The organism is Psychrobacillus sp. NEAU-3TGS, from assembly GCF_029955155.1.
Classification (GTDB): domain Bacteria; phylum Bacillota; class Bacilli; order Bacillales_A; family Planococcaceae; genus Psychrobacillus.
Map to the genome: position 1 here is coordinate 580,421 of NZ_JAPNOZ010000010.1, position 22,366 is coordinate 602,786.

General features: G+C 37.8%; 9 protein-coding genes. 2 read left to right on the plus strand and 7 right to left on the minus strand.

Annotated features, from left to right (window positions below; genetic code table 11):
- Positions 1 to 157: 157 nt before the first annotated feature.
- Positions 158 to 631: a competence protein ComK gene (locus OR571_RS11350; RefSeq protein ID WP_282243150.1), complete on the minus strand. Its 474-nt coding sequence runs from the start codon at positions 629 to 631 to the stop codon at positions 158 to 160.
- 227 nt (positions 632 to 858) lie between these two features.
- On the opposite strand from OR571_RS11350, the gene OR571_RS11355 reads away from it, so the two are divergent.
- Together OR571_RS11355 and OR571_RS11360 are read left to right on the plus strand one after the other, a co-directional pair.
- A complete protein-coding gene (locus OR571_RS11355) occupies positions 859 to 2,442 on the plus strand; it encodes an S-layer homology domain-containing protein (RefSeq protein WP_282242912.1) in 1,584 nt (527 codons plus the stop codon).
- 185 nt (positions 2,443 to 2,627) lie between these two features.
- The gene (locus OR571_RS11360) at positions 2,628 to 3,098 is read left to right on the plus strand and encodes a DinB family protein (RefSeq protein WP_282242913.1); all 471 of its coding nucleotides are present in this window, start codon (positions 2,628 to 2,630) and stop codon (positions 3,096 to 3,098) included.
- A gap of 149 nt (positions 3,099 to 3,247) precedes the next feature.
- Here the strand turns inward: OR571_RS11360 and OR571_RS11365 are convergent, their stop codons facing one another.
- The 6 genes from OR571_RS11365 to OR571_RS11390 all read right to left on the minus strand — a co-directional run bounded on the left by OR571_RS11365 (position 3,248) and on the right by OR571_RS11390 (position 22,351).
- Positions 3,248 to 8,602: a S8 family serine peptidase gene (locus tag OR571_RS11365; RefSeq protein ID WP_481900381.1), complete on the minus strand. Its 5,355-nt coding sequence runs from the start codon at positions 8,600 to 8,602 to the stop codon at positions 3,248 to 3,250.
- 536 nt (positions 8,603 to 9,138) lie between these two features.
- Positions 9,139 to 10,854, minus strand: a complete 1,716-nt coding sequence (locus OR571_RS11370) for a peptide ABC transporter substrate-binding protein (protein ID WP_282242914.1) — start codon at positions 10,852 to 10,854, stop codon at positions 9,139 to 9,141.
- A gap of 464 nt (positions 10,855 to 11,318) precedes the next feature.
- Entirely contained in the window at positions 11,319 to 15,242 is a 3,924-nt protein-coding gene (locus OR571_RS11375) for a hypothetical protein (RefSeq protein WP_282242915.1), read from the minus strand.
- 151 nt (positions 15,243 to 15,393) lie between these two features.
- A complete protein-coding gene (locus tag OR571_RS11380; RefSeq protein WP_282242916.1) occupies positions 15,394 to 16,491 on the minus strand; it encodes a response regulator in 1,098 nt (365 codons plus the stop codon).
- A complete protein-coding gene (locus OR571_RS11385; protein WP_282242917.1) occupies positions 16,492 to 19,500 on the minus strand; it encodes a hybrid sensor histidine kinase/response regulator in 3,009 nt (1,002 codons plus the stop codon). It lies immediately after the preceding gene.
- Between the two features lie 265 nt (positions 19,501 to 19,765).
- Positions 19,766 to 22,351, minus strand: a complete 2,586-nt coding sequence (locus OR571_RS11390) for a bifunctional 2',3'-cyclic-nucleotide 2'-phosphodiesterase/3'-nucleotidase (RefSeq protein ID WP_282242918.1) — start codon at positions 22,349 to 22,351, stop codon at positions 19,766 to 19,768.
- Positions 22,352 to 22,366 lie beyond the last annotated feature (15 nt).

A 22,366-nucleotide genomic window follows, 5' to 3' on the forward strand; every position in this document is an offset into this window, starting at 1 on the left:
ACGTACGAATGGGCATACGCACAGTATGTAGGTTGAAACTACTTGTTTGATAGGGAGAAGTTATTTATTTGTTCTTATCGAAAGTAAAATACTACTACAAATGAATGAACAGAAAAAAGCAGACGAAGTTTTCGACTGCTTTTTCTTTTCAGCTTTTTTACTCTGAATGCTCCATATTGCTAAATATACTGATCGCTGTATGTAATCTTTGTTGTTGTTTTAGTAATACATTTTTGGAGGCTTTTAAGGTCAGGTGAATTCCGTTGTCAAATACGATTTGCGATTTTCCATTACCTAACTCGTTTACGTAGAAGTGATGATTAAATATCCAAACACACTCAATATTTTTGTATGATAATGTTGGGAATGCACCGAACTCATTCGGATTAATGAGTACAGGTGTTTTCTGATTGTAATCCATGACTTCTTTCGTTGCTTTCATACGACCCTCTATTGTAGAGGCATAGCGTATGCAAGCATTGTTAAGTAACTCCAGTACAGATACTTTTGAATAATGAATTCCGTGCGTTGTCGTGATTTTCGATTTGTTTCCATTCGTAAAATACGGTTCAACTGCTAATACTCTTCGATTAATCAACTTGGAATCTTTCTCTTTCAAATCGTTGTTCATTTTTTTCACGTTATTCTCCTTCTTCCCTCCTTTATTCCCCTATCCTTCTACATATTATCAAATATAGGAAACTATGTATAGTTATAATTTACAAATAATAATAAATTTTTTGAAACTTTTGATTCACTCTTTATATAAGACAAATTATTCAGAAAAGTTTGTGCACAAGGATATAAAAATAGTCTATACTATTATGAAACTACCAAACTTAAGGGAGAGGCAGCCAAATGAAAAGGTTCATCGTATTTTTTGCACTTGTTGTTCTTTTATTTTCAAGTTTTAGTAATGTCTCTGCTGCTCCTTTGTATAAGGATGTTGGAGATAATCATCCGGCAAAAGCAGAGCTGGATTTTTTGGCTTCGAAAGGCATTATAGCCGGTGACCCCGGAAGAAACTTCGGAGTGGATGCGGAGATTTCTCGTTTAGAAGCTGCGGAAATGATTGTGAAGTCCCTTGGTCTCGATACATCAAGCCCAGTAGATCCGAATTTTACGGATGTGACCGCTAACCACCCAAGCTTTTCAATTATGGCGACTCTTGTAAACAGCGAGATTATGAGAGCCGATGAGAATGGAGCATTCAATCCAGATGCCCCATTTACAAGAGGAGAAGCCGCTGTCTTTGTTGTAAGAGCTTTTGATCTGAAAGGGGCATCCAAGAAGTCATTTGTCGATGTGTCACCGACTTATTGGGTTGCAGAGTCTATTAGTACACTGCAAGCATTGAACATTGTAACTGGCTATGCAGACAACACATTTAAGCCATTAGCGAACATTACAAAAGTAGATTTTGCTATATTTATTGCTCGGGCAATAAATTCCGAATTCCGAATAAAAACACCGACGGTTCCACCAGTTCAACCTACACCGACCGTTCCTGCTTCTTGCGAAAAACCAAGCAAGACAAAAACAGTGAAAGTGAACGTTCAAGTTACATCTCTTTGGCATAAGCCTGGCATAGATAGAGCCGTAGACCGTCCTTCTATTTCTACTCCAGTAGACATTTCTAAATGGATGAAAACGATGAATCTCAAACAAAAATGGTGGCTTGTAGACAAAACGGATACGCAAGCGTTGTTCGGAGATGAAGTCGTTGTCTTACAAAAAAGTGGCAAATGGTCCAAAGTAGCAATTAAAGACCAGTATGTACCCTATCAAAAAGAAGGCTATCCTGGTTGGGTTCCAACATCGCATCTATATGAAACTACAACAGATACTACCAATTGTTCGATTGCTATCGTGAATGCAAAATCTTCTACTTTATATAGCGATACAAAGAAAAAGAATAAATATATAGATATTAGCTATACAACGATTCTTCCTGTAGTAAAAGAAGAAGGCGAATGGCTACATGTGCTTACTCCTCAAAATGGCATCAAGTACTTGCCTAAAAAGGATGCAAAAGTACACAAGAATTACGCAGCAGTTCCAAAACCAACTCAAAAAGATATCGTGAATAGCGCCAAAATGTTCCTAGGTCTTCCTTATCTTTGGGCGGGTGCATCCTCCTTTGGATTTGACTGTTCTGGCATCATTTACTCTGTATATAAAAACCATGGGATTCTCATTCCTCGCGACTCGTTTTATCAAGCAACGAAAGGAACACCTGTCTCAAAGAGTAAATTACAGCCTGGTGATCTCGTCTTTTTTGCTGGCAACGGCGGAAAAGGAAAGGTGTATCATGTGGGATTGTATGTAGGAGATGGTAAAATGCTTCATGCACCGAACGCTTCGGATAAAGTGAAGATCGAATCTATTTCAGCTGGCGTTTATAAGCGAAACTATGCTGGTGCTCGGAGATATTTGGATTAACATTGGAAAAGGCTAAAACCGAATAGGTTTTGGGCCTTTTCTTTGCTTTGTGTTTTGTTTGTAGAGTTCGCCGGGGAGTTTGCCGTGTGGGCGGTGCGGTTTTTCGTGTTTAGTAGAATTGCACTCTTTTATTCGAACGTTCATTCGTGTATATTTATAATATACCAATTAAAGGAGAATAAATTATGAACTCAATCGATTTAATTCTTTTAAATTTCAACGAAGTACGTAGAAGAAGTATTAAGATTTGGACATCTATTCCCCAAGAAAAATTACATTGGAAACCCGATGACGAAGCAATGACTTGCATTGAAATGGTTAGGCATGTTCTAGAAAGTGAACATTACTACCATCTAGCTATCCAAAATCAAGGTAGTCTGGCAGTCTTTGATTCTCCTTTCGAAAAACAACCCTTTACCACTGTAGATGCAGAATTGAAATTTGCAGAACCATTTAGAAATGACTTCATAGAAACTATCAAGTCATATTCTGAAGAAGATTTGAACAGTATTAAAATTGATCGTTCTGATTCAGGTTACATAAGAAGTTTGGGAGACATGTTGTTAAGAGTCGCCTATCATGAATCCGTCCATACCGGTCAATTGCTAGATTACTTAAGAATGGCAGAGGTTCCAAGAGTACGTATTTGGGATTAATCTATCTTACAGGCGTGATCACTTAGGTGATGCGCCTTTTCTCTTTAGTTACTATGCAATTTAGAGTCAAATGCATAAGGAATATTTTATCTGTATATTCAAAAAAACAGCCTGGGAAAGACCCCGGCTGTTTCTATAGAATTATAAGCTCACACAGCTACAGGAATTGGACCTGCACCTGGGATTAGTGTGTCAATATTTGGTACGTTGTACTCTGGAGTTGGTAGCTTCAAATCGAAATCCGGTGTAACAGACTCTGGGCCTGGTACTAGAGTTTCAGCATTTGGTACAACAGTTTTTAGCGCTGCTTCTTTCACTGTTAAATTGACAGTTAGCTCATTTTTGCCGTATTTTACAGTGATCGCTGTGCTGCCTGCTTTTTTCGGTCTTACTAGACCATTTGTTACGCTAGCTACTTTAGTGTCTCCCACTTTGTAAGTAGCTGCTGTTGTTACGTCTTTTTCAGTTGTTGTGCCATTTAATGTTGTAACTTCTTTAATGTTCAGAAGTACTTCTTTTCCTAGTTCTAGATCAATTTGTGTTTGATCTGCAACTAGTGACACTTCTGCTGCATAAACTGTTACATTTACTGGCACTTCATTTTTGCCATATTTAACAGTTATAGTTGTAGTTCCTGCATTTTTTGCTCTTACTAAACCGTTTGTTACAGAAGCAATCTGACCATTTGCTACTTTATAAGTTGCAGATGTTGTCACATTTTTTTCTGTTGTTTTTCCATTAGCTGTTGTTACTTCTGTAATTTTTAGTTGAGCTTCTTTTCCTGATTCCAACTCAAGTTGCGTATTGTCCACAACTAGTGTTACTTCTGGCGCTGTAACCGTCACGTTTATAGTTAGGTTGTTTTTGCCGTAGCTCACGTTGATTGTTGTAGCTCCTGCTGCTTTTGCTCTTACTACTCCATCAGTTACAGAAGCCACTTTACTATCTGCTACTTTATACTTGGCAGCTGTTGTTACATTCTTTTGCGTTGTTTTTCCATCTGCTCCTGTAGTAGTTTCCATAATTTTCAGTTGAGCTTCTTTTCCAGGTTCTAAGGCAATTTCTGTTGTGTTTGCGCTTAGTGATACTTCCGGCTCTGTTACTGTTACATTTACTGTCACTTCTTTATTGCCGTATTTAGCAGTGATTGTTGTAGTTCCTGCAGCTTTTGCTTTTACTAAGCCATTGCTTACAGTTGCCACTTTAGTATTTGCTGACTTATATGTTGCAAGAGACGTTACATCCGTCTTTTTTGTTTTGCCACCAGCAGAAGTGATCACTTCAGTAATTTTCAGTTGAGCTTCTTTTTGAGGCTCTAGATTCAGTTGAGTATTATTTACTTCTAGAGTCACAACTGGTTCTGTCACGGTTACATTTACCGTTACTTCATTTTTGCCGTATTTAGCAGTAATTGTTGTATCTCCAGCTCCGATTGCAGTTACTAAACCATTGCTTACAGAAGCTACTTTAGTATTAGCCACTTTATACGTCGCTGCTTTTGTTACGTCTGTCTTTTTCGTTTTTCCATCTGCCGTTGTAGTTTCTTCGGTAATTTTCAGTTGGAACTCTTTGCCTGCCTCCAGGTCAATTTGTGTTTTGTTTGCAGTTAAAGTTACCACTGATTCTGTAACCTTCACATTTACCGTCACTTCATTTTTACCGTATTTAGCAGTGATTGTTGTAGTTCCTGCATTTTTAGCTGTTACTAAACCAGCTTTAACAGAAGCAACTTTGCTGTCCGCTACAGAATATTTTGCAGAGTTGGTTACGTCTACTTTTTTCGATTTGCCATCTGCAGTTGTTGTTACTTCTGTAATTTTTAGTTGCGCTTCTTTTCCTTTTAACAGATCAAGTTCTGTTTTATTTGCAACAAGTGTCACACCTGGCTCTGTAACAGTTACATTTACAGTAAGCTCGTTTTTACCGTATTTAACTGTAATTGTTGTGCTTCCTGCATTTTTAGCTGTTACTAAACCATCTTTGACAGTTGCAACTTTGTTATCTGCTACTTTGTATGTTGCCGCTTTTGTTACGTCTTGTTTTTTCGTTTTGCCATCAGCTGTTGTTGTTACTTCTGTAATTTTAAGTTGTGCTTCTTTTCCTTTTTGAAGATCAACTTGTGTTTTGTTAGCAGTTAATGTAACACCTGGTACGATTACGTCCGCATCTTTTACCGTTACATTTACTGTTACTTCGTTTTCACCATGTGTGATAGTGATTGTTGTAGAACCTTTTCCAACTGCTGTTACTAAACCATTTGTAACTGTTGCGATGCTTTCATCTGCTACCACATACGTAGCTTCTGCAGTTACATCTGTATTTGTCGGTGTGCCTTCAGCAGGAGTGGAAGTTTCTGTAACAGCTAGTTGAGCTGTTCCTCCTACCGTTAAATCAAGTGCTGTCGGATTTACAGAAAGCGTTACTACTGCATTTTCTTCTTCTTTTTCATAAATTAAAGCTTCTCCTACATTGCCCGCTGCATCTTTAATGACTACTTTCACAGAATTTGTTGCCGCAGTTACCGGGAATGTGAACGATCCATCTTGCGCTAAATCGAATTCTACTGGATTAGCTGTTTCGCCGTTAACAATATAAGAAGCGTTTAGCTTGTCATTTAAGTCATATTCTAGGCCATATAAATATAACTCTTCGTTATATTCAATATACTTGTCTGTTACTTGGCCAGTTGCTACTCCATCTTTCACAGAACCTGTTACTGCTGGTTTAGTTGTTTTCACTACTACTGGTCCAACGTAGTCACTAACTACTCCTGAAGCAGCAAGTGCTGTAAAGTCAATTGTATATAGACCATCTGGAATTGTTGTTGCCGGAGCACTGCCCCATGGTTTATATTGTCCAGCCACGTTTAGTGTATACGATCCTTTTCCAAGTGAAGAACCTGCATGTAAATAGCCGATGTAGCCATCCCCGTACTCTCCACCTTCAGGATTCATAATATCCCAAAGCTCAATATAGTTTGTTGTCACATCACCTGTTAATGTAAATGAAAGTACCGCTGAATCTTTCACACCATCTCCATTGAAGGAAAGATCCGTTCCAGAAATTTTCATATCTCTAATTTCTGTAGTAGCAACTCCACCAAAATCAGCTGCGAATGGCAATGAAATTTCTGAACCACCACCGTTGATATGGATATATCCTAGAATTTCAGATCCGTTTGGCGCTGTAGCTTTAGAAGCAGTTAACTTAACATTTAACACTTGCTCTCCACTTAAAGTAAATGTCGGCTTATCTACCGTTACTTTAGCATCGCCAAATGTTTTTACCGTATCAACTGTTACTTGATAATTTCCTCCCGTACCCTTCAAGTCTTTAACTAGAATTTGTTTTGTAACGGAAAGGTTTTCATCTTTTAATGATTGTGGACCAAATGTAACTGTCCCTTTTAAGTTTTCTACGATTGCTCCACTACCATCTAGTACTGCTGTATCTACTGCATAAGCAAGTGCAGATGGATGAGCTGCTGCATACGCATTTACACGTCCAGCACCTTGCGCGAATACATCGTATTTAGATTTGTTAAGCACTTTAGCTGTATTGGAAAGCGCTACTTTTACATCGAACGCATTCCAGTCTGGATTTGCTTGTTTTACAAGTGCTGCAATACCAGCGATATGCGGTGTAGCCATCGATGTTCCCGTTTTACGATCATAAGCTGTGTTGTAAACCACTTCTGGGAAATCTGCTTTGTACATTGGAATGGTAGACATAATATTCGTTCCAGGTGCAGTTACATCTGGTTTAATATCAAAGTTAGGAGTGGATGGTCCACGTGAACTTGAATCGTTTACCTCATCCCCAACAGTTGCTGTAGAGTGGAAATTACCAAAGGAAACTTTTCCTGTTCCTCCATTCAATGCTGCACGAATAGCATCTCCATCAGTTTGAGACATATCAAATGTTGGGATAAACGCAAATGAATCACCTAGGAATGTACCAGATGCGTTCGGTGCATTCGTTCCACCTGCAAAGTTATGGATAATCGTTGCAACTGCTCCGTTTTCCTTTGCATACTCGATCTTATCAACAAACGCAATGCTACCACGAGAGATCAATGCAACTTTACCATTCACATCGATTCCTTGGTAATCCTTTGCTTCTCCGTTTCCAGGAACTGCTACTAAGTCAAATTCACCTTGCAATTGTGATGCTAAGTCTTGACCAAAAGTAGTGCCCATTAACTGTAATTGTTTAGTTAGATTGTAATTACCAACTGTAACTTTCACTTGTCCATCGTACATTGTTTCAGGGTTAGTCGTGTTTCCAACTGCAATTCCTAAACGTGCTGTACCTGGAGTTCCCATCGTCCCGCGGTTAGGGCCGTCATTACCAGTTGCGATTACCGCAATTGTTCCAGCCATCATTGCGTTGTTGATTGCAAATGATCCACTGTCTGTTTCTGTATTAGCGCCGCCACCAAGTGATAGATTAATAACATCCATCTCTTCAATAACTGCTGTGTCAATTGCTTTTACGATACCAGAAGTAGCTCCACTTCCATATGCCCCAAGCACTCGGTAAGCGTAAAGATCTACTTTTGGAGCGATTCCTTTAATGCCGTATTGGTTCGCACCGATTGCTGCAATAGTACCCGCAACATGTGTACCATGAGAAGTATAGAACGCACTTCCATTTGCATTAAATTCTGGCGTCCCAGCAGGTCGTTCTACTGGTGAAGTTTCGGATGCATCGTTATCTGCACGTGGTCTTGTATAGGTAGAGGAATTCGGTATAAAGTTCTTTCCACCTTTATAAATGTTTGCAAATTCTGGATGATCTGCATCAATCCCAGTATCAAGTACTGCCACTTTGATGCCTTGTCCTTCTATTCCTTCATTCCAAAGTTGTTCTATTCCTAAGAATGAAATACTTGTGTTCATTTTTGCATCTACTACTTTATCTTTGTTGATCGTAGAAGGTTTAGTCGGTTTCGTTTTTTGTGGTTCTGCCGATGCATGAACGATCGTATCTGGTTCTACTAATGTCACACCTGGAACAGTTAGTAGTTTTGGAAGATCGCTCGCTTTTACAGTTGCTGCAAAACCGTTTAGTACAGTATCGAATGTATAGCCTTGTTTAATCGAGATATTTTTTAATGCTAATTCTTTTTGTACGGAAATTTGTTGGCTTTTTACTTTGCTTCTCACTTGGCTTTTTTGTGAGGCAGAGAATGATTTCCCCTTTAACTCGCTAATTCCCTTTTCTAGGGCAACTGGTTTTTCAGATAAATGTATGATTACCGCAACCTCTTGGTTACCTGTGAGACTCTGTAATTCTTTGTGTAGTTTAGGTGCTCCATCCAATAAATTTAATTGATCAGCGATTGCCGATTTTAGCTGCATCGTGCTTTCGCTTGGGATGTTTTGTTTAAATGGTTTTACAGCCGCGTTCGCAGAAGCTGTTATAGCTGGACTGAACATCGTAAAGACCATAGCTAGTACCATAAATAGGCTAAATAACTTATTTAATGTTTTTTTCTCCAATCATAATTCCCCCATTTTCCCCGAATGTTTACTCTTTGAAACTATAAGTTTGTCCAGCATCATGCTAATGCTTTTTTATAATAATCGCTTCCTTTCTGTTAAAATAATGAGCGTTACATATAAAGTAACCCCCATCATTTCATGCTGTTTTTAATGTATGTGTTAATTCATGGTGCTATGACTTAAGACACGAGTTTTGTTCTATGCTGATTTTTTCTAGATGGAAGAGTGATGTGATAGGCTGAGGAGTAAGATAATAGATTTTTACTTTCTATTATTATAGTATAAATATTCTAAAAATTGAAACACCATTTTATTCCTATTTTTGGATTTATATTAGGATATTATTATTGTAGGTTCGTAAATTATGTCATTAGATTACAATTTTCTACAGATATTGATAAGTATGCAGGAAAACAATGTGATAAGTACCAATTAGTCTTATTTTGAAAGACTAACTGACGTGCGTTCAGGAAACAAAAATGGGTACCCGATTCAACTTTCTTCTGAACCGGATACCCTTTTAATAATTTATTTTATTCTTTTCCAGAAATATAAGTCCACTTGTAGCTATAGTCACCAGTGAATGGGTGAGCGACAATACCATGTACATAAGGTTTTTGTAGCGACATTGTTCCCGTTTGATATAAATTGACAATCGATGCCTCTTCTTCGACAACCACTTTTTCAGCTTCCGCTAATGCTGTCCAACGTGCTGCTGGATCTAGCGCAAGTTCGCCTTTTGCTTTTTCAAGCAGTGCATCGAATTTTTCGTTAGAGAAGGACATATTATTTTGGGATGACTCCGATTGGAATAAATCCAAAAATGTAACCGGATCCTGGAAGTCAGGTGCCCAACCAGTGCTTTGGATATCGTAATCTTGAGCTGCATCTAAATCTAATTTAACATTGAATGGAAGGTTCTTTATATTAAGCGTAAGCCCTTTAAGATTTGACTCCATCTGTGACTTTAAGTAAGCATCTAAGTTTTTAGAAAGCTCGGTGTCACCAGAAATATATTCGAATGTCACCTCTGTCAGACCTTCTTCTTTCAACCCTTCCTCCCATAATTTCGCGGCTTCTTCTGCATTGAATGGAAGCATATCACCGTTTACGTCACGGAAGTCCTGTTTGTTTTCATCGAATGCAAACCCAGTTGGTACAAGGAAGTCTGCCTGAATAGAACCGTTTGCTAGAACAACATCCACCATATCCTTCTTGTTGAAAGACATAGCAATCGCTTTTCGTAACTTCACATTGGAAAGCGGTGTCTTTTCACCATTTCGTTCTTGATTTAACTTCAAATAGTAAACAGTCGGTTTCAGAACTTGCTCCACTTCCACGTCATCCGCGTACTGCATTGCAAATTCCCCAGTCAGTCCAACTCGATCTTTTTCACCATTATTATACAAGTTAACAGCTGTACCTGGTTCTTTAATAACGTCCACATTAATCATATCAAGTTTTACTGTTTCTGCATCCCAATACTCTGGGTTCTTTTCCATGGACCAAGAGAGACCTGTGCCATCCCAGTTTTTAAGGATAAATGGTCCATTCGATATTAAACTTTCTGAATTTGTACCGTAGTTCTCTCCCTGTGCAGTTACATACGCCTCATTTTGTGGATAAAAAGTTCCAAAAGCCATTAGGGAAATAAAATAAGGAACTGGACGTTCTAGTGTCACCACTAACGTTTTGTCATCCTTCGCCTCTACCCCTAGCTCCGATTTATCCAGCTGGCCATTCGCAATTTCTGTTGCATTTTTAATAATACCAGTCATCATATAAGGTCCGTAAGTCGATCCGGTAGCCGGGTCAACCGCACGCTGCCATGCAAACACAAAGTCTTTTGCAGTAACAGGTGTACCATCAGACCATTTAGCATCACGTAATTTAAATGTATATGTTAGACCATCTTCACTAACTTCAGGCTCGCTTTCAGCCATAGCAGGAACCGCTACATTTTCTTGGTCTAAACGGAACAATCCTTCTCCAATATTGTTTAATACATTGAAAGAAACAGCATCATCCGCAAGAACGGAGTCAACAGATGGAATCTCTGCACGCTCCACTAAATTTAATACTTGTTCTTTATCGAGTTTATCGCCTGTTGCCTTTTCTGTACCTTCTGCTTGTTCCGCGTCATTTGTATCGACAGAAGAGTCGGCGTTGTCCCCCTCGCCGCATGCTGCTAAAAAGATACCTAGGACCAAAATCATTCCTAAAAGCCAAAATAATTTGTTTTTCAACATAAACATACCCCTTTTTACTTTCTTGAAATAATGATTTCTCTTTCTATTATACATGATTCTATTTAATAATCTCGGTTTATTTCAGAATAGTTTAAAAGTTGGACGCGCTTACATTTTTATTTGCTATTAATTCAATATTTTTCATTAGAAGACAATACAGATAGTTAAGAGAAATTTCAAAGCAATAATAGTCTTCTAATGTCTGGTTCAGCCACGACACAAGATGCTGTTACTAGATATGGATTGGTGTTTGTATAAGATAAGTTGATTTATAACTATTTATTCCTATAGAAAAAACACCTCCGCATTGATGAATTAGGTATTAATCTACCCGTTTTTCAATGAAAGGTGTTTTATTTGTCTATTTTCTTTAACAGGAAAATCTAAGTTCTCTTTCGATTCAAGAATCTAATGAAAACGAAGTGTATAAGTTATTGTAGTTCCTGTTTCCAATGCCACGGAAATCAATCAAAGAAATCGGTTTTATCAGCACCTTCAATTATTATACTTCCTGTAATTGATGTTGAAGTAATTTTAAATTGGGTTGTGCCTATTTTTTCAGCTTTAGCTTTTACTCCAGCATTTGTTAAACGACTATTTATTCGGTTTACTAAATCATCTATTGTCCCGAATTTTGTTGTCAATTGAATTATTGCTGTATTTGTTCCGTCACCAATTGTAAAGGTGCGATTTTTTGATGTATCTACATCTGTTCCCGTTGCTGTAGAACCCTCAAAAAAGTATGACCAATCTGCACCTAATAAGGTTAATTTTGCACTTGAACCTGTTTCTGATGACATTATATTAAAAACATTTGAATACTCCGGTGATTCCCACGAAGAAGCTGTTATCATATTAAACCCTGCCATACCATACTTTTCTTGCATATGCATTTGAATCGCACTATTCACGATCCCCGACATAGCCGCACCAACCGAGACTTCTCGTGATAATGCCCAGTAAAGAGAGATTGGTATAGTCTCATCGCTATCCGCTGTCTGTATACGCAAGCTGAAGTCCTTACGGTTACCTGTAAAATCAATCACTGTTACGGGTTTACTCACTAATTTTGCTACTGTTGCAGGTGTTGTGGAAAAGTCTAATGTAACCAACTCTTTACTTGTATGACTTATATAATTTTTTTGTTCCACTTTCACTATAAAAGTACCCGTTTTAATAACTTGTCCATCTTTCAGTACATTTACTACTACCGAAGTCTGACCTGTCATAGAGCTACTCGTTATACTAATTACTCCATTTTCTTGATTAGCCCCTAAGGAAATTATTCCATTTGATAGATCATTTGGTGTAACTACTAGTGTTTCATTTGTTTCTAGAACCACTATATTTTCTGTGTTGGTTTCATTCGTAGTTAGCGTAATATTATGAAGGCCGGTAATTTCTTTCACAATGCTATTTTGGAACATGGTCATCGCAGTTTGCAAAGCTATTTCTGCAGTTTGAATTTGTTGTTCAGTTTTACTTGATGCATTATCCAATACTAAATTTGCTGCATTTATAGCGTCATTCAATACATTTTTTGAACCTACCACATATTGACCAACAGCTACTCCTTCTACTGCGTTTGTGTGCAAAGTAGTGGCATTATTGATGGTTATTGACAATCTTGTGGTATCTCCTGCTTTGACTACTTCAGCTTTGAAAATTGTGATTGCTGACGTTAAGGTTGTAATCGCGTTGTCTAGGTCTGCTTGTGTTTGGTTACCCGCATCTGAGTAAATGGCTTTCGCTACCGTTATTGCTTGGCCTAACGTTTCTCGAGCTACAGCCGATGCTTGTCCTACACCTATTCCTTCCTTATGATTTACAAGTAGTTGTTCTGCTTCTGTTATTGCTCTAGTTAATACCGTGGCATCTCCAGCTTTTATCACTTGTGTTTCAAATGTCATAATCGCTGTTGTTAAGATAGTGCTCGCGTTGTCTAGGTCTGCTTGTGTTTTACTTGCAGCATTCGAGTGAATAGCTTTTGCTACCGTTATTGCTTGTTCGAATGTTTCTCGAGCCGAAGAAGATGCTTGTCCAACACCTGTTCCTTCCGTATGATTTACAAGAAGTTGTTCTGCTTCTGTTATTGCTCTAGTTAATACCATGGCATCTCCCGCTTTTACCACTTGTGCTCCAAATGTCGTAATCGCTGTTGTTAAGATAGTGCTCGCGTTGTCTAGGTCTGCTTGTGTTTTACTTGCAGCATTCGAGTGAATAGCTTTTGCTACCGTTATTGCTTGTTCGAATGTTTCTCGAGCCGAAGAAGATGCTTGTCCAACACCTGTTCCTTCCGTATGATTTACAAGAAGTTGTTCTGCTTCTGTTATTGCTCTAGTTAATACCATGGCATCTCCCGCTTTTACCACTTGTGCTCCAAATGTCGTAATCGCTGTTGTTAAGATAGTGCTCGCGTTGTCTAGGTCTGCTTGTGTTTTACTTGCAGCATTCGATTGAATAGCTTTTGCTACCGTTATTGCTTGTTCGAATGTTTCTCGAGCTGAGGCCGATGCTTGTCCTACGCCTGTTCCCACTGCATGATTGTCTAGTAATTGTTCTGCTGTTGTGATTGCTCCATTTAATGCTGTAGCATCTCCCGCTTTTACCACTTGTGCTTCAAATGTAGTAATTGCTGTTGTTAATGTAGTGTTTGCGTTGTCTAGTTCTGCTTGCGTTTGGTTATCTGCATCTGAGTAAATGGCTTTTGCTACCGTTATCGCTTGTGCTAATGTTTCTCGAGCTGCAGCCGATGCTTGTCCAACATTTGTTCCATCCGCATGATTTACTAGTAGTTGTTCTGCTTCTGTTATGTTTCCGTTCAATACTGAGGCATCTCCCGCTTTTACTACTTGTGCTTCAAATGTAGTAATCGCTGTTGTTAGGATAGTGCTCGCGTTATCTAGGTCTGCTTGCGTTTTACTTGCAGCATTCGAGTAAATAGTTTTTGCCGTTCCTATCGCTTGAGTGAGTGTTTCTCTGACTGAGACAGGTGCTTGTCCTACGCCTGTTCCTTCCGCATGCTTATCTAGTAGTTGTTCCGCTACCGTTATTGTTTCATTCAATGCTGTTGCGTCTCCAGCTTTCACTACTTGTGATTCAAATGTGGTAATCGCTGTTGTTAAGATAGCGCTCGCGTTTTCTAAATCTGCTTGAGTTCTATTTGTTGCATCTGTGTAAATAGCTTTTGCAGTGGTGATGGCTTGAGCTAACGCAATTCGATCGACAGCTACTGCTTGACCGACATTTGCTCCTTCTACATGATTTACTAAAAGTTGCTCCGCGGCTATTATAACTTCATTTAACGCTAATGTAGCCGCAGCTTTAGTTTTTACTTGATCTATGGATATCTTTGTTGCTAATAATTCTTGCTCAACTGTTTTTGTAGAAGCTGAATTATTTATGGCACGTTTTCCTGATTCTTTAATTAATAAAATAGTTGACCAGTCTACTTCACTAAATTCAAATTGTTTCCCATATGCTTCTAACTCTACAATCGCATTTGCTTTTGCTATTCGTAATTTACGTTCTGCAGAACTTTCAGAAGGTTCTTCGTTTCCCCCTCCACCTACTGATGGATTGCTCGGAACTTCTGGTGTTGGGGTTGGTGTAGGTATGGGAAGAGTAGAGAAAAGTGCTTCTGCTTCCTTCACTTCTTTGGATAACAAATTCGAATAATTTGTTTTCCCATCGATGGAAGTTTTCGAAGCAAGGGTAAGTACCTCATCCATTACTTTTCTTGCCTCTTCTTTTTTCCCTTCGTTCCATAACTTTAGGACTTCATTATTTTTCATGTAGATTGTTACAGGGATTCGTAATTCGTCTCGTTTTGCATCAGATGGCTTTTTATATTTTTCTAATAATAAATCCCGCGGTGCTTTTCCCGTGAAGCGGTATAAAATAGATGTACGGGAACCTAATTGATACGATAACTTATGATATGCTTGTTCAACGCCTTCCAAATCTCCTGCAGCGTGAGCATCTAACATTTCTTTTAAAATCGGATCCAAATATTTAACTGCATAATTATAGGCATCAATATAAGGTATGACTCCTTTTGTGATTTTTTCCTCATACAATGCGTCTAATTCTTTTATCTTTTCTTTCTTTTCCTTTGAAGAAAGATTCGAAGATTGAATTTGTTGTTTTACCTCTTTATAGTGCTTTTTTACATCGTTCAGTACCGGGTATAGATCCTTGCTCGGCTCTAATACACTTTTCAATGCAGGGTCCACGTAATATAGTGGAGCTTTTTTCATCTCTAGTTTCACCGCATCTATTGATTGCTGGATAGTCGTCTCTTTTCCGTAGGATACGGGAGTAAATGAGAAAATAGAGGATGTAAGCAGGGCCGCTACGACAGTTTGTTTTACTATATTTTTGTTCATTCTAGATGTACTTCTCCTTTTGGGGTTCTAGTCTTTTTGATATGTTCCCTTGTTACCATTATAGAACTTTAGTCTATACATTTTCTGTACACCGCTGACAAAATACGACAAAAAACCACCATATTGGATATAAATAAGGTGGTTTTAAGGTCTATTTTATTATTTTCATTAAATGTTCAAAGCTTTCTTGTGGCTTTGTCCCTAAATGCTGCCATAGAATCGTTTTATAGTTTTCATAGACTTGTATTGCTGCTCTATTGTCTCCATTTTCTATATAATGTTGAACCAAGTATTTGGTATATCTTTCTTCCCAAGGATCTATTTCTATGAGCTTGTCCATCGCTGCTTTTAATGCACTTTTTAATTTTTTTTCCATGTTGTATGTATTAATAAAATTCTCTAAATACTGTACAACACCTTTCAGCAACTGTTCTCGTTCTTCTCTCGCCCAGTCATAATATTCTTCGGCCAGGTAATGATTTTTATATAAATCTATAAGCTTTTTAACGTCTTCAGCGGTGTCTTGCGATAGATTTAAGATATTTTTTATATCTTGCACATCACTCTTTAACTCTACCTCTAGAGAATAGCGTTCATCCACATATTTAATTGAATCATGATATCCATGATTTTTTAGTTCTTTTCGTAAATGGTATACACTTGTGTGCAATGCTACTGAAGCTTTGTCTAATGTACGGTCTGGCCATAGTTCTTCCATAATCTTTTCTCTGTGAACCGGTTTGTCTTGATGGATTAAATAGGCACAGAACTCTTTTACCTTTTTGGTTCGCCACTTGATCGGTTCACGGTCATGGTCAAGCAGTCGAAAGCTTCCTAGAAAATTTGCTTTTAAGAATGGTGTCTCATCAGAAGGTAGTTCACACTGAATTCTACGCTGACTAATTCGTCGTACCGTTTTTTCTAAACGACTTTTTTCGATTGGCTTTAGGATATAATCCACTGCCTGGACATTAAATGCTTCCAGTGCATATTCATCATAAGCTGTAACGAAAACAATATCCGTTTGAAAAGCGACTGTATTCATTTTATCTGCGAACTTTATTCCGTTCATTTCCTTCATCTCAATATCAAGAAACAGAATATCTGGCTTATGTGCTTCCAAACTTTCCAGTCCTTCTAATGGATTTGTAAACTTGCCTATTATTTCGATTCCCCCAATTTCTATTAGCATGGCTTCTAATAACTGGATCGCCAAAATTTCATCATCCACTATTACGGCTTTTAACATTTACTCTCCCTCCTTTTCACTTTGTATGAATGGGAATCTTAATTCCACGATCGTTCCTTTATGTTCCTTACTAGTTATTTGAATGGAAGCATTTTCATAATATTTTAATCGTTTTTTTATATTTTGAAGCCCTACACTTTGACCTGTATCCTGTTGTACATTCCAAATCTGTTGTAGCTTATGTGTAGAAATCCCTGTTCCATTATCTGTTATTTGGAAAACGAGGAAGTCATTTTCTCTTATAACAGTGAGCTTTACAATTCCTTGACCTTCCGTCATTTTTAATCCATGAACTATAGCATTCTCCACGATAGGTTGCAAGATTAAAGGAGGAATAAAACAATGCAATGGATCTTCCATTTGCACTTCCCATACTAACCGCTCTGGAAATCGAGTCCGTTGTATATTTACATAGGATTGAATGAGGGAAAGTTCCTTTTCTAACGGAACAAGACTATGTGTATTTTCAAAGGAAAAACTTCCTCTCATAAAGTTTGCGAAATCTGTAATCATGGTACGGGCCCTGTCCAAATCTATATAACTTAGTGAAAGAATTGAATTTAATACGTTAAAAATAAAATGGGGTTTAATTTGTGCTTGTAAAAAAGCAACCTCCATCTTCACCGCATTTTGGGATGATTCCTTCATAAGTAATAAATTTCTTATTCTAGTTTTTAGCTCTGCTGTATCCAATGGTTTGTGTAAGAAATCATTTGCACCAGAATGGAACGCTGCAATCATATCTTCAGGTCGAACAGCCGCTGTCAGCATTAAAATAGGAAGTTCGGAGGGTAGATAAGATTTTCTCAATTGATGACATACTTCATACCCAGAAACTTCTGGCATCATAATATCTAAAATCACTAGATCAATATCAGGATGTTTTTTCACCTGCTCCAAAACTGCCTTTCCACTATCAACTGCGACAATAAAATAATCCTCTGATATAAGCGTATCAATGAGTACTTTCAGATTAACATGATCATCATCTGCAATGATTATTTTTTTTCGATCCTTATTTCCGTTAACAGAAGGAATAGGAAGTGAAAAAGATTGCTTTGTTGGTTTGTTTAATTGAGTTGCTTTAGGAAGCGTAACCGAAAAGTTAGTTCCTTTATTTACTACAGAATTTACAGTAATAGTGCCTCCTTGAATCTGAACAAGCTCTTTTGTCACACTTAAGCCTAGACCAGTTCCTCCAGTTGCATTGCTATACTGTCGAAAAGGCTCAAACACAAATTTTAAATTCTCTGAAGCAATACCTATACCAGTATCACTAACTGTTATGACTAAATTTTCTTCGTGTTCATCGCACTTAATCTCTATCTTCCCATGCATCGTATATTTAACCGCATTATCTATTAAATTAAATAAAATTTGACGAAGTCTTTCCTCATCCGCCATAACAAATTGCCCTCTTTGCACGTGATTAATCACTTTCACATCTTTGTCTATCATATATGTAAAAGTTTCTACGACAACATGTGTAAGAGCAAACAAATCTACAGGGGTTATGCGAACCCGCAGTTCTCCTTCTTTCAGTTTTGAATAATCCAGTATATCGTTTACAAGCTTAGATAGACGCTGAGCAGTCCCTACTATTAATCCCATTTTTTCTTCTTCCTCTGTCGACAAGGAAGATTTTCTATCTTCAAGCATTGATTGAGAGATCGCTATAATTCCATGTAAAGGTGTTCGAAATTCATGAGAGGCTTTCGCAAGTACACCATCTTTCAACTTATCCACACGTAGTAGAGCATTGGACAACTCTTCTTTTTGTAAGAAGGAATCCATGAAACGATGGGAAATATAAAGCGACAACATCGTTAAACAAATAAAAGGAAATAAAGGAGGCAATGAATTCATCGCATAGTTTGCCGAAACATTTAATGTTCCAACAGTAAAATAAATAAAAATAGTGAAGCTACTAAAGATTAAATAAGAAGCACCAACTGCCCTTTTGGATATCGCAATAATTTGTATATAGATGATATACACTAAACTGATAAATATATAAAGAGAATAGTAGATTTGGAGACTAGAGTTAATCTTAACGGGTAGTAGTGCAGAGCCTGTTAATAACACTCCCACTATATAAAGAAATTTTACGATCCTTTTATTCGCAAATTGCTTTAAAGACGAGTGAAAAAAACATAACATAAACAAACCTATCCAAATACTCGAAACTGATTGGATTCTTTCGAAAAAAGCATAGGATGTAGCAGGGAACAGCTCCAAAAATACCTTCTCTCCATGTGAAACTGCATATAAAACATTGGCAAAACAAAAGAGCGAAAAGAATAGCTGCTCCACGCCAATCCTTGCATGCAAAAATGTACCTAAAAAGTATATAAACATTGTGGAAAAAGCTGCAATTGTTACCCAATCATATGCAAGTGATCTATCCCGAAGGTTTCCTATACCATCTTGATCCCCAATAAAAATAGATCCTAATATTCCACCACCAGATGCATAATCAAAATTAGCCACCTGTACAATCATTTCTAATTCTTTATCGTTCGGAGAAAAATAAGAAACATAAGGGATATTATGAGGTATATAAGTAGAATCTTCTGCTGGAATTCCACTACTTCCTAACAGTTGTCCATCTATATAAATAGCATTAGACATACGGATATTAGTCGTTTTTATCCCTAAGATTTCTGGCGAATCATTTAATAAGATTTTAAGTCGATATGTGCCGCTTGTATACTTCGACAGCTTCTGACCATCTAGGTCATAATTCGTCCACAGCGAGGGTACTTCAACTTGATACGATTGTTGCTTATCAAATGCTGTAGAGTCTACCAGCTTATTCGGAACAAATTCCCACTCTCCGTTCATTTCTATTGGTTCTGCTCCGTCAAATTCATAATTACGTAAATCTAAGACTCCCCCTACTGCTTTTGGGGATACTGTTTTTTCTTTTACAAGTATCGAATTCAGTGCAAATGCACTTATAAGTAAAAGTCCGATTATAGTGATGATTTTTATGTAGGATTTTTTCATGCTTTTATGTTTCCTTGGATTTATTTTATTAAGTTAATTGTATGTGGAAATATTGCTTTGTACAATAACTTTAAAAATAGTGTTATATCCCTGTGTAAAACACTATTCTGAATTGTCTCTTACACAGGGAAAGCACGTAAAACAATTACAAAATCAAAAAGCAACGGCCAAAGTTTTTACTCAGGCCATTGCTTTTCATGTAAGTAGTAATTAAATGGCAGAATTATTTCTTCCACAAGGTCACTACTGGTATATCCTTTAAATTTTATTTAATTGAATACTTACCAAATCCATCTGTACCCTCACCAATGTATTTGATGTTTCCATCTGCTGGGAGTACTTTCTCCGCTTGTTTAGATGATTCGAATACGACATGTGCTTTTGCTGGTAACGCAGCAAATTTCCAGTTGCCATCAGCAGATGGGTCGATCGTTTGCTCGGCTAGTATATAGTCGATGATAATTTCTCGGTTTTCATCTGGATGTATTTCAATTTCTGTTGCATTACGGACACCAGGGAATGTTCCGCTTGCACGGTAGTTATTTGTTGCTACGATAAATGCTTGTTTTAAGTCTATTGGTTTGCCATTGTATTGCAAGTTTACGATACGAGATGCATCTTTGTTTACAAGATTACCGTCTGCATCGTATTTTGCTGGTTGTGTTACGTCAATTTCGTATGTTACGCCATCAATTACGTCATAGTTGTATGAGCGGAAGTCTGTGTTGATCAGTTGTTGCTCGCCAGTTTTAGCTGGATCGATTTGATTGAACTGACCTGCAGACATTTCCAACCATTCTTTTACATCTGCTCCCGTAAGTTTCACTGTTGCTACTGTGTTGTCGTATAGATAAAGATCTGCTACGTTTTTAATAGCAAGCTCGCCTTTTGGAACGTATGTGTAGTACTCAGGGTCGCTTCTTGTTCCTGCTTTAAATGGTGCACCAGCTGATAATACTGGAACGCTTTCATTCGCTGTACCTTTTAGCTTAGCTTTTACATATGCTGTTTGAGCGTCTGTTACAATTTGAATAGATGGGTCATCCTGCACTTGTGAGAAATAACTGTGAATATCCGCTGTAGTTTTTCCAACTGCTTTGCGAACATAAGTGATTGTCCCTTCATGTGCCTCTTTCACTGCGTTCACAACAGATTGATCGACATCCGTAGCATCTTTTGCAATTGTACGTACCTCTGCTTTTGACGAAACTACTTTCCAGTCGTCTCCACTTTTCTTCAGTTTCAAATCGATTACACCTAAATGGCTACCGAATTTACCAGGCATAACAACTGGAACACCATTCATCGTCCCATTTTCGATGTTTACATTTGTAAGTGAAGCATCTACTTTTCCTGGGAATACTTGGTGTGCATGTCCAGTAATAATCGCATCTACACCTTTAACTTTAGTTAATAAATATGTTACATCCTCTTCTCCAACTTCATGTGTTGCATCACCCATTCCAGAGTGAGAAAGTACTACAATTACATCTGCTCCCGCTTTTTGCATGTCAGGAACTACTGCGGATACAGCTTGCACCGAGTCGTCGACTTTCACTTTTCCTTCTAAATTGGTTTTATCCCATTTTAAAATTTGAGGAGGTACAATTCCAGTAACTCCAACTTTAATTGTTGATTTTTTACCTTCCGAATCAACCACTTCTTTGTCGATTAACACATAAGGTTTGTACAATAATTTTCCACTCGCCGCATCCCGAACATTCGCATTCACATAAGGGAAATTAGCGTCATCCATCACTTCGTCTAAATAATCTAGACCATAATTGAATTCATGGTTACCCATTGTAGCCCCGTCATAACCTAAAAGCTCCATCGCTGTTACGGAAGGATGTTCCTCCCCATCAACAAGCTTGTCTACCGATTGTTTATATGAACCTAGCGGAGTACCTTGAATCGCATCTCCATTGTCAAATAATAATGTGTTGCTATTTTCTTTTCGTGCATTTTTGATCAATGTAGCTGTTTTAGCAAGTCCTAAACTATTAGACACTGTATCTTTATAATAATCATAATTCACAATGTTCGTGTGAATATCAGAAGTACCTAAAATACGTAAAGAAACCGTATCTTTTTCATCTGCAGGTGCTACATTTAATGCCGCTACTTTTTCCAGTAACTCCTTCATCATTGGCAAGCTGCTTGTAGAAGGTACTTTATCGAGTAGTGGTTTAATAGATTCGACAACTTTCGCTGCTTCTTCTTTTTTACCAGCAGCAATTAACTTCTCCGCTTCTACTACTTTCATATAAATAGTTACCGGCACCATTAACTGATCACGTTTTGCATTCGCTGGTTCTTTATATTGATCTAATAACAAATCTCTTGGTGCTTTCCCAGTGAAGCGGTAAAGGATAACCGTTCGACTTTTCAATTGAACAGATAACTGGTGGTATAATTTCTCCACCTTTGCCCAGTCTTTTTCTGCTTCCGCAACTTTGATAGCTGCCAAGATTGGATTTAAATACTTGTCCGCATAATTATAAGCATCAATATAAGGGACAATTCCTTTTGTAATACGTTCGTTATGTAAATCCTCTAATTCTTTTAATAGTACGTTTTTGTTTTTGGCATTCGATTTGACGATTGCATTTTTTGCTTTTGCGTAATTTGCTTTTGCTTTATTTAACGCAGGATATAAGTCCTTACTAGTTGCAATTTTCCCCTTTTGCGCTGGTACTACGTAGGCATAAGCCGCCTCTTTCATGTCTTTCCTTGCTTGATCCACCACATTTTGCAACGAGCTACTCGCAAAACCTACATTTGTTGAAGCCAATAATGACGTTGCAAGAGCGACGGCTACTACCGACTTTTTCACTGTATTCTTCTTCATAATTTCCCTCCCGTT

What these genes read in the sequence shown, in the direction of transcription:
- OR571_RS11385 (WP_282242917.1), bottom strand. Translation starts at nt 19,500, where the DNA reads ATGAAAAAATCCTACATAAAAATCATCACTATAATCGGACTTTTACTT.
- OR571_RS11350 (WP_282243150.1), bottom strand. Translation starts at nt 631, where the DNA reads ATGAACAACGATTTGAAAGAGAAAGATTCCAAGTTGATTAATCGAAGA.
- OR571_RS11360 (WP_282242913.1), top strand. Translation starts at nt 2,628, where the DNA reads ATGAACTCAATCGATTTAATTCTTTTAAATTTCAACGAAGTACGTAGA.
- OR571_RS11380 (WP_282242916.1), bottom strand. Translation starts at nt 16,491, where the DNA reads ATGTTAAAAGCCGTAATAGTGGATGATGAAATTTTGGCGATCCAGTTA.
- OR571_RS11390 (WP_282242918.1), bottom strand. Translation starts at nt 22,351, where the DNA reads ATGAAGAAGAATACAGTGAAAAAGTCGGTAGTAGCCGTCGCTCTTGCA.
- OR571_RS11355 (WP_282242912.1), top strand. Translation starts at nt 859, where the DNA reads ATGAAAAGGTTCATCGTATTTTTTGCACTTGTTGTTCTTTTATTTTCA.
- OR571_RS11375 (WP_282242915.1), bottom strand. Translation starts at nt 15,242, where the DNA reads ATGAACAAAAATATAGTAAAACAAACTGTCGTAGCGGCCCTGCTTACA.
- OR571_RS11370 (WP_282242914.1), bottom strand. Translation starts at nt 10,854, where the DNA reads ATGTTGAAAAACAAATTATTTTGGCTTTTAGGAATGATTTTGGTCCTA.